Source organism: Stutzerimonas chloritidismutans (genome assembly GCF_038562055.1).
Taxonomy (GTDB): Bacteria; Pseudomonadota; Gammaproteobacteria; order Pseudomonadales; family Pseudomonadaceae; genus Stutzerimonas; species Stutzerimonas chloritidismutans_A.
The window spans coordinates 456,586-470,058 of the sequence record NZ_JBCFXD010000002.1 but is presented as its reverse complement, the minus strand read 5'-3'; the positions used below and the strand labels follow the sequence as shown (position 1 = coordinate 470,058).

General features: G+C 59.8%; 13 protein-coding genes. 1 reads left to right on the top strand and 12 read right to left on the bottom strand.

The genetic code is table 11. The annotated features are described in order from the left end of the window. Positions 1-54: 54 nt before the first annotated feature. The 9 genes from nth to AAGW23_RS05585 form a co-directional block, all read right to left on the bottom strand. On the bottom strand, positions 55-693 hold the full coding sequence (gene nth, locus AAGW23_RS05625) for an endonuclease III (protein ID WP_342405351.1): 639 nt from the start codon (positions 691-693) through the stop codon (positions 55-57). A 20-nt stretch (positions 694-713) separates the two neighbouring features. Then, entirely contained in the window at positions 714-1,427 is a 714-nt protein-coding gene (locus AAGW23_RS05620; RefSeq protein ID WP_342405350.1) for an electron transport complex subunit E, read from the bottom strand. After that, the gene (gene rsxG / locus AAGW23_RS05615; protein ID WP_342405349.1) at positions 1,424-2,203 is read right to left on the bottom strand and encodes an electron transport complex subunit RsxG; all 780 of its coding nucleotides are present in this window, start codon (positions 2,201-2,203) and stop codon (positions 1,424-1,426) included. Before rsxG ends, AAGW23_RS05620 begins: the two co-directional genes overlap by 4 nt. Before the next feature lies 1 nt (position 2,204). Further along, positions 2,205-3,233 carry an RnfABCDGE type electron transport complex subunit D gene (locus tag AAGW23_RS05610; RefSeq protein ID WP_342405348.1) on the bottom strand — a complete coding sequence of 343 codons (1,029 nt, stop codon included), beginning with the start codon at positions 3,231-3,233 and terminating at the stop codon, positions 2,205-2,207. Between the two features lie 89 nt (positions 3,234-3,322). Then, positions 3,323-5,986, bottom strand: coding sequence for an electron transport complex subunit RsxC (rsxC, locus tag AAGW23_RS05605; protein ID WP_342405347.1), 2,664 nt, complete (start codon positions 5,984-5,986; stop codon positions 3,323-3,325). Then, the gene (rsxB, locus tag AAGW23_RS05600; RefSeq protein ID WP_342405346.1) at positions 5,983-6,558 is read right to left on the bottom strand and encodes an electron transport complex subunit RsxB; all 576 of its coding nucleotides are present in this window, start codon (positions 6,556-6,558) and stop codon (positions 5,983-5,985) included. Before rsxB ends, rsxC begins: the two co-directional genes overlap by 4 nt. Continuing rightward, positions 6,555-7,139: an electron transport complex subunit RsxA gene (gene rsxA / locus AAGW23_RS05595; RefSeq protein ID WP_342405345.1), complete on the bottom strand. Its 585-nt coding sequence runs from the start codon at positions 7,137-7,139 to the stop codon at positions 6,555-6,557. The genes rsxB and rsxA overlap by 4 nt, the downstream gene beginning before the upstream one ends. A 786-nt stretch (positions 7,140-7,925) precedes the next feature. Then, entirely contained in the window at positions 7,926-8,747 is an 822-nt protein-coding gene (locus tag AAGW23_RS05590; protein WP_342405344.1) for an enoyl-CoA hydratase, read from the bottom strand. Positions 8,748-8,925: 178 nt separating this feature from the next. Further along, a complete protein-coding gene (locus AAGW23_RS05585) occupies positions 8,926-10,170 on the bottom strand; it encodes an ABC transporter substrate-binding protein (RefSeq protein WP_342405343.1) in 1,245 nt (414 codons plus the stop codon). Positions 10,171-10,394: 224 nt separating this feature from the next. On the opposite strand from AAGW23_RS05585, the gene ung reads away from it, so the two are divergent. Then, positions 10,395-11,090 carry a uracil-DNA glycosylase gene (gene ung / locus AAGW23_RS05580; protein ID WP_342405342.1) on the top strand — a complete coding sequence of 232 codons (696 nt, stop codon included), beginning with the start codon at positions 10,395-10,397 and terminating at the stop codon, positions 11,088-11,090. A 205-nt stretch (positions 11,091-11,295) separates the two neighbouring features. Here ung and AAGW23_RS05575 read toward each other — a convergent pair whose 3' ends face one another. From AAGW23_RS05575 to AAGW23_RS05565, 3 genes are all read right to left on the bottom strand, one after another. After that, positions 11,296-11,475 carry a DUF4142 domain-containing protein gene (locus AAGW23_RS05575; protein WP_342405341.1) on the bottom strand — a complete coding sequence of 60 codons (180 nt, stop codon included), beginning with the start codon at positions 11,473-11,475 and terminating at the stop codon, positions 11,296-11,298. A 63-nt stretch (positions 11,476-11,538) separates the two neighbouring features. Continuing rightward, entirely contained in the window at positions 11,539-12,375 is an 837-nt protein-coding gene (locus AAGW23_RS05570) for an HDOD domain-containing protein (RefSeq protein WP_319297379.1), read from the bottom strand. A 45-nt stretch (positions 12,376-12,420) separates the two neighbouring features. Next, on the bottom strand, positions 12,421-13,368 hold the full coding sequence (locus AAGW23_RS05565) for a folate-binding protein YgfZ (protein ID WP_342405340.1): 948 nt from the start codon (positions 13,366-13,368) through the stop codon (positions 12,421-12,423). Positions 13,369-13,473: the final 105 nt, after the last annotated feature.

Here is a 13,473-nt window from a genome sequence, read left to right as displayed (position 1 = left end):
GACGGCCGTAAAAAAGATTTTTTCAATCGAGCGATAGGTTTTCCGCTTGACCGCTCAATCGTCAGAGGTCTTGTGCTTGTATTCGCAGAGATCCTCGATACGACAACTGCCGCATTGTGGTCTGCGCGCCTTGCAGACGTAGCGCCCGTGCAGGATCAACCAGTGATGGGCGTCCAGGAGATAATCCTTCGGCACGAATTTGACCAGCTTGCGCTCGACCTCGAGCACGTTCTTGCCGGGCGCAATTCTGGTGCGGTTGGCGACACGGAAGATGTGGGTGTCGACTGCCATGGTGAATTGGCGGAATGCCGTGTTCAACACCACGTTAGCCGTTTTGCGGCCAACGCCCGGCAGCGCCTCGAGGGCCTCACGGTTATCAGGCACCTGGCTGTCGTGTTGTTCGATCAGGATGCGGCAGGTCTCAAGAACGTTCTTGGCTTTGCTTGGATAAAGCCCGATGGTCTTGATATAGCTGCACAGGCCGTCATAGCCGAGCGCATAGATGGCCTCGGGGCTGTTGGCGACGGGGTAAAGCTTGGCCGTTGCCTTGTTGACGCCGACGTCAGTGGCCTGCGCTGAGAGGATCACGGCAATCAAGAGCTCAAACGGGGTGCTGTAGGCCAGCTCGGTCTTCGGCTCCGGGTTGTCCTCATGAAACCGACGGAAGATCTCCAGGCGTTTGGCCGCGTTCATTTACCGCGCTCCATCCAGCATTATTCAATGACTCCGGTGACACGAACGCGACGGCTCTGCACTGGCGTTTCTGCCTGCGTCGTCTTGGCGCGCTCAGCGAGGTGCTCGTCGATACGGTTCTTCAGGGCGATCAGCAGACCGAGCACGATAAAGGCGCCTGGTGGCAGGATGGCCAGCAGGAAACCCTTATAGTCACTGAACATCGTCAGCTGCCAGTCGCTGGCAACGGGGCCGAACAGCAGGTGCATGTTGGCGAACAGCGCGCCGGTGCCGAGCAACTCGCGTACGCCGCCTAGCACCACGAGGACCAGTGCGAACCCGATCCCCATGAGCAAGCCGTCAAAGCCCGCAATGAGCGGGTTGTGCTTGGCGGCAAAACCGTCGGCACGGCCGAGGATGACGCAGTTGGTGGTGATCAGTGGGATGAAAATGCCGAGTATTTGGTACAGCTCATAGGTATAGGCCTGCATGAGCAGCTCGATACAGGTCGTCAGCGCTGCGATGATCATCACGAATGCAGGCAGGCGCACCGCAGTATTGACGACGCCCCGAACCAGCGACACGCCAACGTTCGAGCAGATCAGCACCAGGGCTGTGGCGAGCCCGAGCCCGAGCGCGTTGACCGCCGAATTACTCACGCCGAGCAGTGGGCACAGGCCGAGGAGTTGGACCAGTGCCGGATTGTTTTTCCACAGGCCGTTGACGCTCAGATCGCGATAGCTTGGATTGCTCATTGGGTTCGGCCTTCCTGCTCGGCTTGCGGATCGTTGGTCTGCAATGTGTCGCGGGTCGCAGCGGCGCCGGCCCGCGAGTGGGTAGTGACCTCGTCCGGCTCGACCTCATCTTCCAGCGCTGCTTCGGCTGCTTCGGCTGCTATCGGCGCCCTGTCGGCAGCAAGCAGCTCCTGCTTGTGCGCTGCAAAGTATTGCAGCGCCCGATGCACGGCGCCCACTACGGCCCGCGGCGTAATGGTGGCTCCGGCAAACTGGTCGAACTCGCCACGATCCTTTTTCACGGCCCAGCCTGACGCGTCTGGATCGCTCAGTGAGCGGTTTTCGAAGCTGCGTATCCAGGAGCTCTTGGCCAGTTCAATCCTGTCGCCTAAACCGGGCGTTTCGCGGTGCGCGACCACGCGAACGCCGGCGACCCGCCCGTCTGCCTGCACGCCTATCAGCAGCTGGATCGCACCGCTGTACCCGTCGGGTGCAATGGTTTGCAGGATCACCGCGCTTGGCTGGCCGTTCTTCATCGCGACATAGGCCGGCATGGGCTGGCGAGTGCCAAGCAGCGGATCTTGCACTAGAACGCTGCTGTCGAGCAGCTGATTGTCATAGCTGTCTCTAGGGAGGATCTCGTTGAGGGCCCGTAGCTGTGCGGCACGCTCCGAGGCTTGAATCCGTTCTGCCGTGAACTGCTGGAGCAGGGTCACGCCGCCAACGGTGACAATCGCAAACAGGCCGAGCACCAGGCTGTTCTTGAGCATTGAGCGACTGAGTTCAGGGATGATCATTTCATTCGCCCAGCTTGAAGCCGCGCTCGGCCTTGCGATGGCCGTAGGTGCGCGGACGGGTGTAATAGTCGATGGTGGGAGCTGACAGGTTCATCAGCAGCACGGCGAACGCCACGGCATCCGGATAGCCGCCCCAGGTGCGAATGACATAGACAAGAATGCCCACGCCTGCACCGAAAATAAGTCGGCCCTGGTTGCTGGTGGCGCTGCTCACCGGGTCGGTGACGATAAAGAAGGCGCCGAGCATGGTGGCGCCGCTGAGCAGGTGGAACAGTGGTGAACCATGGCTATCAGAGCCCGAACCGTTCCAGAACAACAAACTCATGACGATCAACGCGGCAAGCATGCCAACCGGCGCATGCCAGCTGAACAGGCGCTTGTGAAGGAGGAACAGGCCTCCGGCCAGAAACGCGAGGTTGACGACCTCCGAACCGATCCCGCCGAAGTGACCGAAAGCTGGATTGGCCCAAAGCTCGTCCACGGTCAGGCTTTTGTTGACCTTGAGGACATCGAGCGCGGTGGCCTGCGTCCAGCCATCGGGTAGCGAGGCGATGCCAAGGATGTGTTGCAATCCGGCACTCAAGCCGACCGTGTGGGGCACAGGCCAGGTGGTCATTTCCACCGGAAAGGACACGAGCACTACCACGTAGCCAATCATGGCGGGATTGAAGGGGTTCTGACCCAGTCCACCATAGAGCTGCTTGCCGAGCACGATGGCGCTGCCAGTGGCGATTAATGTCAGCCACCAGGGCGAGTAGGGTGGCAACGCCAGTGCTAGTAGGACCGCCGTGACCAATGCGCTGCCGTCGCGCAGGAAGAACTGCACTGGGCGTTGTCTCAGCCTCAGGATCAGTGCCTCGCAACCAAGGGCAACAGCACTGGCCCAGAGCAGGTTGATCAGGGTGCCGGCGCCGTACAGCCAGGTCAGGGCGATTACGCCGGGCAAGGTCGCCGCGAGCAATAGCAACATGACCCGCTGGGTGCGGTTGTTCCCCGTGGTGTGCGGTGAGGTGATGCGGGGCAGGGCCATTGGCTCTCCGTTGAAGACTTGGAAGGGGGGCGATCACCTGTCGATGGTCACCCTCCCTGGAGCCGCGCCAACGGCGCTGCTCCTGACGATTAGGTATGTTCTTGAAGTTTGCGCTCGGCATCGCTCAAACGTGCCTGGGCGCGTTCGATGGCCGCAGGGTCGCCGTTATCGGCACGCTCAAGCTTGCGCAGATCGGCGCGTGCAAACGCAACTTCGGTCTTGAGTGTCCGGGTCTGCTCATCTATGGGCTGCTTGTCCGTGCGCACCAAGTCCGGCGCCGGTTTGCCAGATTGCGCCTCAGCCTCATGAAGCGCCTGTTCGGCACTCGCCAGAGCATCGCGCAGCTTGCCCAGCTGCGACTCTTCAGCACCGGCCTTCTCGGCTTTCTTGAGTTCTGCGCGTTTCATCGCTAACTCGATCTTGGCTTTCTTGAGCGCCTCTTCGCCGGGTGTCTTGGCTGCAAGCTTGGGTTCTTTCGGTGGCTCGAGGGCGGTTTCAGCTTCGGCCAGCTGTGACCGCAAACGGGTCAGTTCTGCCTCCTGCTCAGTGTCTCTCGGTTCGAGCTTCTCCAGCTTGCGGACCTGAGCACGCAACATAGCGGCTTCGATCTTGGCTTTCTTTGCCGCGTCGTAATTGGCGGGTTTGGCTGGCGTCGCAGGGGTAGTGTCCTGCAGCGTAGCCAGTGTTTTCTCCGCTTCGGTCAGCTGGGCCTGGAGGCGGCTCAACTCGGCGTCTTGGTCGGCATCGCGGCTGTCTAGCTTCTCCAGCTTGCGGACCTGAGCACGCAACATAGCGGCTTCGATCTTGGCTTTCTTGGCTGCGTCGTCATTGGCGGGTTTGGCTGGCGGCGCAGGGGTAGTGTCCTGCACAGAAGCTAGTGTTTTCTCCACTTCGGTCAGCTGTGCCTGAAGGCGGCTCAGCTCGGTGTTCTGGTCGGCATCGCGGGCGTCGAGCTTCTCCAGCTTGCGGATCTGAGCGCGCAGCATCGCCGCTTCGATCTTGGCTTTTTTGGCAGCCTCGTCGTTGACCTGCGGTGCCGCGGGGGAAGCATCAGCAGGGCCAGCGGCTTCGTCCAGTGCCTTCTGCGCATTGGCAGCTGCGGTACGCAGCTCGGCAACTTGAGCTTCTAGTTCAGGCGTTGCATGGATGGCCAGTTGCTTTTCCGCTTTTTTCAGCGCGACCTGCGCCATGCTGGCTTCGATCTTGAGCTTCTTCTGCTGCTCGGACAGGCCCGCCTTTTGTGCCTGGACGCGTGCGACGGGGTCATCCTGATTCGGTATGGAGCTGGCCTCGGCCTGTGCCGCCTTGGCCTTTGCGGCGCGTTCGGTGCGGGCCTTGCGGTCGGCCTCTTTCTGCTCTTCGGCGCGGCGCAAGCGCTCCTGGCGCAGCTCGAAGCGCTGCTTGGAGTGTTCGGCTTTCTGTTGCTTCTGTTCCAGTTCGCGGATTTCGCCCTTTGCGGCGCGGTAGTACTGCACCAGCGGAATACTCGACGGGCAGACATAGGCACAGGCGCCGCACTCAATGCAGTCGAACAGGTTGTAGGCCTTGAGCTGCTCGTGCTCCTGGCCCAGCGCGAAGAAGTGCAGTTGTTGCGGTAGCAGACTTGCCGGACACGCTTCTGCACACTCGCCGCAGCGAATGCATGGCAAGGCTGGTGGTGGCGAAGGCAGTTCCGTAAGTGTGCTGGCGAGCAGGCAGTTGGTGGTCTTGATCAGTGGCACGTCCATCGACGGCAGGGTATAGCCCATCATCGGACCACCCATGATCAACCGATTGAGCCGGGCAGGGTCGAGACCGGCGAAGGCGAGCAGGTCAGCCACTGGGGTGCCGATCAACGCCTCGACGTTCATGGGGCGTGCCAAGGCTTCGCCGGTCAGTGTTGTAACACGGGAGATTAGCGGTTTTCCCAGCAGTACAGCGTCATGAATGGCGACGCAGGTGCCAACGTTCTGGCACAGCATTCCGATGTCGGCCGGCAGGCCGCCGCTGGGGACTTCTTCGCCGGTCAGAATCTGAATTAGCTGCTTTTCGCCGCCCGAGGGGTACTTGGTAGGAAACACCTTGACCAGGAATTCACGATCGCCCACGGCCGTGCGGATGGCCTCGATCGCCTCTGGTTTGTTGTCCTCGATACCAATCAGCACCTGTTCCGGCTGGATCAGGTGAACAAGTATCTCGATCCCCGCGACCAGCTCGTTAGCCTTCTCGCGCATCAACCTATCGTCGGCCGTGATATAGGGCTCACATTCGGTGCCGTTGATGATCAGCGCACGGATTTCCCGGGTGGGCGGCCCGTTCAGCTTGACGGCCGTCGGGAAGCCGGCGCCACCGAGTCCGCTGATGCCTGCCTGACGGATCTGTTCCAACAGCTGATCGGGCTGCAGTGCTCGGTAATCCGGTTGCGGATGCAGTTCGATCCATTCGTCCTGGCCATCGCTGTCGATCACGATCGCAGCGCTGAGCATCCCAGACACGTGAGGGTAGGGCTGGGGGCCGATGAAGCTGACCGTTCCAGACGTCGGTGCATGGACCGGCGCACTGACAAAGCCAGCGGCTTCGGCGATCTTTTGTCCCTTGAGGACACGCTCACCCAGCGTAACGCAAGGCTCAGCGGGCGCACCGAGATGTTGGACCAGCGGAACCGCCAGACGAGCCGGAAGGGGCGGCCGCTGGATCGGCGTGCGGTTGGAAAGCTCCTTGCACTCCGGTGGGTGTATGCCGCCGTGAATATCCCAGACGTTCAGTGAGGTCATGCGGCCTGCTCCCGGTCGCTGGCGATTAACTGGCCTGGCATCAGCGGTTGGTCCCACTTCCAGCTTTGCAGATTGCTGCCGAGTTCAATCATGTCGATACAGTCCACTGGGCAAGGCTCGACGCAGAGGTCGCAGCCGGTGCACTCGGACACGATGACGGTGTGCATCTGCTTGGCGGCGCCGACAATGGCGTCGACCGGGCAGGCCTGGATGCACTTGGTGCAGCCGATGCATTCGGCTTCGCGGATATAGGCGACGCGCGGAGGCACTTCGCCTTCCACAGCGTCCAGCGGCTCAGGCTCGACGTCGAGCAGGTCGGCCAGCGCCTGGATCGTTGACTCGCCACCCGGTGGGCATTTGTTGATCTTGTCACCGCCAGCGATTGCCTCGGCGTAGGGCTTACAGCCGGGGTAGCCGCACTGACCGCATTGGGTCTGCGGCAGCAACGAATTGATCTGTTCGGCAATGGGGTCGCCCTCGACGCGGAAGCGCACCGCGGCGAAGCCGAGAATGGCTCCGCAAACCAGGCACAGCGCGAGAAGCGCAAGCACGGCTATCAGGACCAGATTCATAGCTTGATCAACCCACTGAAGCCCATGAACGCCATCGACATAAGGCCTGCAGTGACCATGCCGATGGCTGCGCCCTGGAAGGACCTGGGTACGTCGGCAATGGCGATGCGCTCACGCATGGCCGCAAACAATACCAATACCAGCGAAAAACCCAGCCCAGCGGCAAAGCCGTTTGCCGTAGCGGTCAGAAAGGTGAACTCTGATTTGTTGGCGTTTAGGAGCGCGACGCCTAGGACAATGCAGTTAGTAGTGATCAGCGGCAAAAAAATGCCCAGGACGCGGTACAGCAAAGGGCTGGTCTTATTCACCACCATCTCGGTGAACTGCACCACCACCGCAATCACCAGAATGAAACTGATGGTGCGAAGAAATTCCAGGTCTAGCGGCTTGAGGACGTACTGCTGAACGATGTAGCTGCACATCGCCGCAAGGGTCAGAACAAAGGTAGTGGCCAGCGACAGGCCAATGGCCGTTTCGATTTTCTTCGAAACACCCATGAACGGGCACAGACCGAGAAACTGCACCAGGACGAAATTATTGACCAGGATGGCGCTAACCATGATCAGGGCGAGTTCGGTCATCGCGGGTTCCTGTGGCGCTCTGCATGAGCCGAGGCTAAAAGGCCGCTATTATCGGGAAGCAGCAGCAGCCGTACAAGGCCGGGGTGTGATGTGACTCCGGAGCCCAAGCTGATGACACATATGGAAATGCACCACCTGTCCGGTTAACAGCCAGCCGGCCATTTGCTGTGGTCTGTTTAATTAAGGCCGTAACTCTCTCAGGCGGAACGGTTGGTGGAGGTGCATAGTGAAGATGCCGATGGCGGTTTTGCTGCTGGCTTTGGGGTTGGGGAGCCATGCGTTTGCCGACTCCCGGGGCGGTGTATGGGTCTACCAACCTGACGGCGGCAGCTATCGCGTAGAAAGCCGCGGATATCAGTACGATCCACGTAGCCCATATCTGCAACACAGGCAGTATCCGCAGAACCTTCCTCCCCGCTATCAGGGACAGCTTCCCCCGCAGTATTACGATCGTCACCGAGGGGGCGATCGGCACAGCTGGGACCATAGGAGACGGACAGAAGGTCATCATCCGCAGCGGTGGAAGGGTGAGCGTAATTCCCGGTTCGATCACCCTTCGCGCTGGGAGCGTGATCATTCTAGAAATTTTGGCCGCCCACCGTTAGTGCGCGATGGTCGCGACTATCGGATGCATCACCGGCGCGATTTTGACGGTCGACACTATCGCCGCTGAGGCGCGCCGGGATAACCGCGTGCTGCGGTAGACACGAGACTCAGGGCCACTTTGGGGGGCTTCCGGGCTGAGTTTGGGGCTATCCTTCGCCGAGTGTGTTTTCGGGATTTTGGTCAGCGGTTTCTCCAACGGGGATCGCGCTTTTCCAGGAACGCATTGACCCCTTCCAGGGTATCGTCGGCTTCGAACAGGTCGACGAATGCTTCACGCTCTGCAGCTGCAAGACTTGCCGGGCCGCGACTGTGCATCGAGTCAATCAGTGTTTTGATCGTGCGTACCGCTACCGGGCTCTGACGCGCCACGCGGGAGGCCAGCAAGAGTGCATGGCCTCGAGCTTCACCCTGCTCCACAACCTGTTCTACGAGACCGATGCGTATAGCCGTGTCCGCATTGATCCGTTCGCCGCAGAGAATCATCCGCTTTGCCCAGCCTTCGCCTACAAGCCATGCGAGTGCCTGGGTGCCACCAGCGCAGGGCAGCAAGCCAACCGAGGCTTCAGGTAGCCCTAGCTGAGCCTGTCGCTCAACGATGCGTAGGTCGCACGCCAGAGCGCACTCCAGGCCTCCCCCAAGCGCGAACCCGTTTATGGCCGCTATGGATACCCCGCGAAACTCTCGAAGGGTCTCGAAGGCCTCACCGAAGCGCTTCGCCATTTCACGTGCACGGGTGCGGTCGCCATCGGCGAAGAGCTTGAGGTCGGCGCCCGCGCTGAAGAATTTTTCACCCTGGCCAGTGATTACCAGCGCATAGACCTCATCGTCATGGTTCAGGTGCTCGACGACTTGCTTGAGGCCAATCAGCGACTCACGGTCCCAGGTGTTGGCAGGGGGATGGTTGATGGTGATCAACGCGGTGTGCCCATGCTTCTCGACTGTCAGTTTGTGAGTCAAATCGAAAAAACCGGACTTATATGGCTCTACTGCGGTGGTGCTCATGGTGTGGGTCATCCTCGTCAGGATCGAATGCCTTCACCTGAGTCTAGTTGCAATCTTTTCGATCTGGCGAGGTGCTGCGGCGCTGGCGCGCGCATTGGGGAGGAGTGATGCAGGAGCGGCACAAGGCGTGCGATGGGCTTTGAAGCGGCCTGGTATTCCAGAGCCGCTTTGCATCCGTTTACTGGAGGGCGAGCGTCTGTCCGCCAGCGCGGCGCTCGGCCTGCCATTCGGCAAGCGATGGGGCTGCCTGTTCGCCGGTGAGGCGATGGACAATTTCGAAATAGTCCTGTTTAAAACGGTCCTTAAGCACTTCCTCGCGTGGCTTGACCTTCACCGCGTACACCGTCTGGACGTTCTGGTGGTCGAAGCTGCGCCACTCCTGCTCGCCTTTGAGTAGGCTGTAACGATGGCCCTCCAGCGCGGCAATGATCCGTTCGCTGTCGAGGCTACGGGCCCGAGTAGCCGCGTCGGCCCATTGATAAACGATGCTGTAGGCCGAGGCGGCAGAGCTGGACGGGTGGGTCTGATAGCGTTCGTCGTAGTTCTGCACGAACTGCTTGCCAGCCACCGAGCCTTCCAGTTCCGGTACACGCCAGGTCCAGGGTTCGGTGCCCAATACACCGCGCATGATGTCCGGGCCGGCTGTTTCGACCATGCTCAGCGTCAGGTTGGGTACTGCAACCTGCATTCGCTTGTTCAGTCCGAGTTCGTCGGCAATCCGCATGGCGCGCACCAGGTCCTCGCCGAACAGGACCAGTACCAAGACTTCGGCGTCGCTGCTGGCAACCTGGGTCAGGGCTTCACGATAGTCGGAGAGGCGGGCGCCGGGAAACGCGGTCTTGATGCCCGGGTGCTGGCTGCTGTTTTGTGTACCTGTGGCCTGACGTAGCGAGCTTTCGCTGGTGTGGCCCCAGGTGTAATCAGAGGTGATGTAGAAGTAGCGTTTGTTCGGTAGGTGTTCATTCAGATACTGGCCCAGCACCTGCGCGCTCATCCAGGCGTTGTTGCATTCGCGGAACATGTAGCGGTGGGCGTCTTTGCCTGTTGTGTCGTTTGAATAGGTCAGGGTGCCGAAATAGAGTAAACCCCTTTCTTTGGCACGCTTGCCTGCGGCGATAGCGACGGCGCTGGACGCGCCACCGAACAGCATGACCGCACCCTCGTCGGCCAGTTTGTCTACGTTGGCGACGGCTTTCTCGGGTCTGGATGCAGAGTTACGGCTGGATAGCTGGAGCGGTCTACCTAGAACGCCGCCTCTGGCGTTGATTTCATCGACTGCCAGCAGCGCCCCGCGCATCTGCGATAGTCCTTCTTCTTTATAGCTACCGGTGCGAGGGTAATTGAGGCCGAGGGTGATCGGATCGGCAGCTTCAACTGCCAGACAGAACCCCAGCCCGAGGGCGAGGAGCGTAGTCCGTTTCATTGCTGATTCCTTGTTGTAGTTTTTATTGGCGAGAGACTTTTTTACTGCGCGCTGAGGCCCTTCGTCACGCACTCATTGGTCGTATAAGGGCAGTCTTTCGCTTGGCTGTGAGGTAGCCGACATTTTCTGAGCGTTATTGGCGGCAAGGGCAGGCTCAGACTCGAGCATTGACTCCGCCAGATCCTTTCCATAGGGTTCGGCGCCTCAGCAGCCAGGGCAATGCCATGAATCAAGATGACCGCGTCAAGCTTGAAGAAAGCTGGAAAGCAGCGCTGAAGGAAGAGTTCGAGCAGCCATACATGAAGCAGCTGGGTGAGTTTCTGCGTCGCGAGAAGGCGGCCGGAAAAGTAATCTATCCGCCGGGACCTCTGATATTCAACGCCTTGAATTCGACTCCGTTGGAGCAGGTTCGCGTCGTGATCTTGGGGCAGGATCCCTATCACGGTGCCGGTCAGGCGCACGGACTGTGTTTTTCGGTGCAGCCAGGTGTGGCGCCGCCGCCGTCACTGCAAAACATTTTCAAGGAGCTCAAGCGTGACCTGAATCTGGACGTGCCCAGCCATGGCTATCTTCAGCACTGGGCGGATCAAGGCGTGCTGATGCTCAATACTTCTTTGACTGTGGAGCAGGGGATGGCTGGTTCGCACGCGAAGATGGGCTGGCAGCGTCTGACCGATCGGATTATCGAGGTGGTTAGCGAAACGCGCTCGGACGTGGTGTTTCTACTGTGGGGCGCCCATGCGCAGAGCAAAGCGAAGCTGATTGATCCGACTCGGCACCTGTTGCTGAAATCCGTTCATCCCTCGCCACTTTCAGCGCACCGGGGATTCATCGGTAACGGACACTTCAGTCGCGCCAATCAATTTCTCAAACAACGGGGCCTTGAGCCGATCGACTGGAAGTTGCCAGAGTCGGTCTGAGCGGCGCGGAAGCGCCGCTGACTGGATCGGTATATCGCTGCTCGCGTGCTTCGACCCCAGCGTTCCCTCCGTTTTTGATGTGTTCACGACAAAGCTCAATGGTTTGCTCATGCGCTACGACATGATTGTTAGCGTGGGCTTCATCGAAGTCTCGCCTTCGCGTAGTTCGAGAATCATGGCCTTTGCCTAGTCGATCAACGTAGCGTCATCGGATATTTCGAGCATCATCAGGCTGGCGGGCTAACTCAATGAGTTTCTGGTTCGCCTTGGTATGGTCGTCCATCATTTTCTGGGCCAAAGTTTCGACGTCTTGAGACTTGCTTTCGCTCGTGGCCAATTGGGCGGCTTCGATTTCAGCGATGCCTTTTATCGATGCTTCGGCCACGAATTTTCACCCTCTGCGGCGAGTGCGAAGTTCGCAGCGACACCGAACAGCACCCGCAGGGTTTTACTGGAGCATGCTCATCGCGGCATCCATCGCGGCGGAGAGATCTTCGTCTTCCTGTAACAATGTGCTCGGGTCGAGGCCGAGCTGGGCGAATGCAGGGATCTGATTCCAGTCGAGTTGGGTATAGGGGTGCGAGGTGCCAATATAGCTCTGCAATGTCGCCACCTGGACGATATCGACGTAATCCACCTTCACTGAAGCTCGGGAAAAATCCAGGTACTGGCCAGGGACTGTGGCGATCGGGTCCGGAAACTCCCAGGCACGAAGGATCTTTTCCCCGATAATCGGATGGATCCGATCAATCACGTGGTTGAGGCTGATCGAATCGCTGAGCAGCGCGCTGTGCTCTTCAGCGTAGGTGAGAATCGGCAGGACTCCGATCTGATGAACCAGGCCTGCGAGCGTCGCTTGGTCCGCCGGCAGGCGCGTGAAGTTGCGGCAGAGCACATGGCTGATGGCAGCAATCTCGGTGCTCTTGTTCCAGACCTCACGCATCTTTCGATCCACTACGTCGGTAGTCGCTTGGAACATCTGTTCCATCGCCAGGCCGGTGGCCAAGTTTGACGTGTAGTTGATGCCTAGGCGGCTGATCGCCATCTGCAGGTCGTTTATTTCCCTGTTGGTACGCAGTAGCGGGCTGTTCACCACTTTTATGATGCGTGCAGTTAGGGCGGTGTCATTACCGATCACCTTGGCCAGCGTCGGTATACTTACGTCCGGATCCTCTGCGGCTTCTCTCACTCGCAGTGCGACCTCCGGAAGTGTCGGCAGGACCAGTTCGTCATTTTCGATTGCCTGTGTAAGCGCCTGCTGGACCTTGTCGGCAAGAGTGCTCATGTCTGTCCTTACTTATAATTCGGTGTGGAATATGGCTGGCAATGGTTAGCGCTGGATCTCACGGTCCGCGTCTAGCGTGTAGGGCAGCTGCAGCAGGGTCAGCGGAAGGCCGTCAGGAGACCCTAGGAACAGTCGACCATCAGCCGCCGCGTCTTCCTGCAACACGGCCAACAGCTCCAGAGCGCCCTCGGCGCTTGCTGCCATGACGACTTCGCCAACGCTTGAGCCGTGCACTGGGGAAAAGATTTCAAGCCCGGCGGCCGGCACCGGTGCATCGATGCTCTGAGCCGCAAGGCGATGAAGGCGGCGCTTCAATTTACCCAGATACTGCATCCGCGCGACGATTTCCTGGCCGGTGTAACAGCCCTTTTTGAAGCTGACGCCGCCCAGAGCCTGCAGGTTGATCATCTGTGGGATAAACAACTCGCGGGTCGCGGCTACCACCTGACCGATACCGGCGCGAATCTGTGCCAGCAGCCAGCGATCTGTTGACGCCTCGGGGAGCTGGGCCGCCAGCCGAAGCTCGGTGATCTTGGCGTCATTTGAACGGGTCCAGAGCTCGGCGCGGCCATCGCTGAGGCGCACGGCGATCAATCCGTGCGCGGCGGCCACGGCGTCGGCCGTCTGGGGAAGATCCAGGCCAAGGCTGACAAGAGCACCGTCACCTTCGCTGAGTCCGAATCGAACCCATTCTGCACTCTCATCATGCAGTTTGGATTTTGAGAACGCGGCGAACTTGGTCAGCTCGGCGAGTTGTGGCTGGACCAATTCGCGATCCATCGCCAGCAGGTAGCCGTCTCCCTCTGGGAGGATGCGGAAGCTGGACTGCATTCGACCTTTGGGGGTGCAGCGCGCACCGAGGCTCGAATGCTGTTCATTGAGGTAATTGAGGTTGCAGGTCAGTTGTCCCTGCAGAAACTTGCTCGCATCCGCGCCGCGTACGGCCAGGACGCCTTCGTGCGACAAAACGCAAAAGAAAGCAGTGTCAGTCATGACGAGTCGCCGTGGAGAAATCCGGACCGGCATCATAGCAGGCCATCGGCGAAATACAGTGTGCGCCAACTGCCACTCCGGGGCCTGTTAATGCGTGTGCCGCCT

Bases quoted from the DNA above. Each gene is read 5' to 3' on its own strand.
- rsxC (WP_342405347.1), bottom strand. From the start codon at position 5,986: ATGACCTCACTGAACGTCTGGGATATTCACGGCGGCATACACCCACCG.
- rsxG (WP_342405349.1), bottom strand. From the start codon at position 2,203: ATGATCATCCCTGAACTCAGTCGCTCAATGCTCAAGAACAGCCTGGTG.
- ung (WP_342405342.1), top strand. From the start codon at position 10,395: ATGAATCAAGATGACCGCGTCAAGCTTGAAGAAAGCTGGAAAGCAGCG.
- nth (WP_342405351.1), bottom strand. From the start codon at position 693: ATGAACGCGGCCAAACGCCTGGAGATCTTCCGTCGGTTTCATGAGGAC.
- AAGW23_RS05590 (WP_342405344.1), bottom strand. From the start codon at position 8,747: ATGAGCACCACCGCAGTAGAGCCATATAAGTCCGGTTTTTTCGATTTG.
- AAGW23_RS05585 (WP_342405343.1), bottom strand. From the start codon at position 10,170: ATGAAACGGACTACGCTCCTCGCCCTCGGGCTGGGGTTCTGTCTGGCA.
- AAGW23_RS05570 (WP_319297379.1), bottom strand. From the start codon at position 12,375: ATGAGCACTCTTGCCGACAAGGTCCAGCAGGCGCTTACACAGGCAATC.
- AAGW23_RS05610 (WP_342405348.1), bottom strand. From the start codon at position 3,233: ATGGCCCTGCCCCGCATCACCTCACCGCACACCACGGGGAACAACCGC.
- rsxA (WP_342405345.1), bottom strand. From the start codon at position 7,139: ATGACCGAACTCGCCCTGATCATGGTTAGCGCCATCCTGGTCAATAAT.
- AAGW23_RS05565 (WP_342405340.1), bottom strand. From the start codon at position 13,368: ATGACTGACACTGCTTTCTTTTGCGTTTTGTCGCACGAAGGCGTCCTG.
- rsxB (WP_342405346.1), bottom strand. From the start codon at position 6,558: ATGAATCTGGTCCTGATAGCCGTGCTTGCGCTTCTCGCGCTGTGCCTG.
- AAGW23_RS05620 (WP_342405350.1), bottom strand. From the start codon at position 1,427: ATGAGCAATCCAAGCTATCGCGATCTGAGCGTCAACGGCCTGTGGAAA.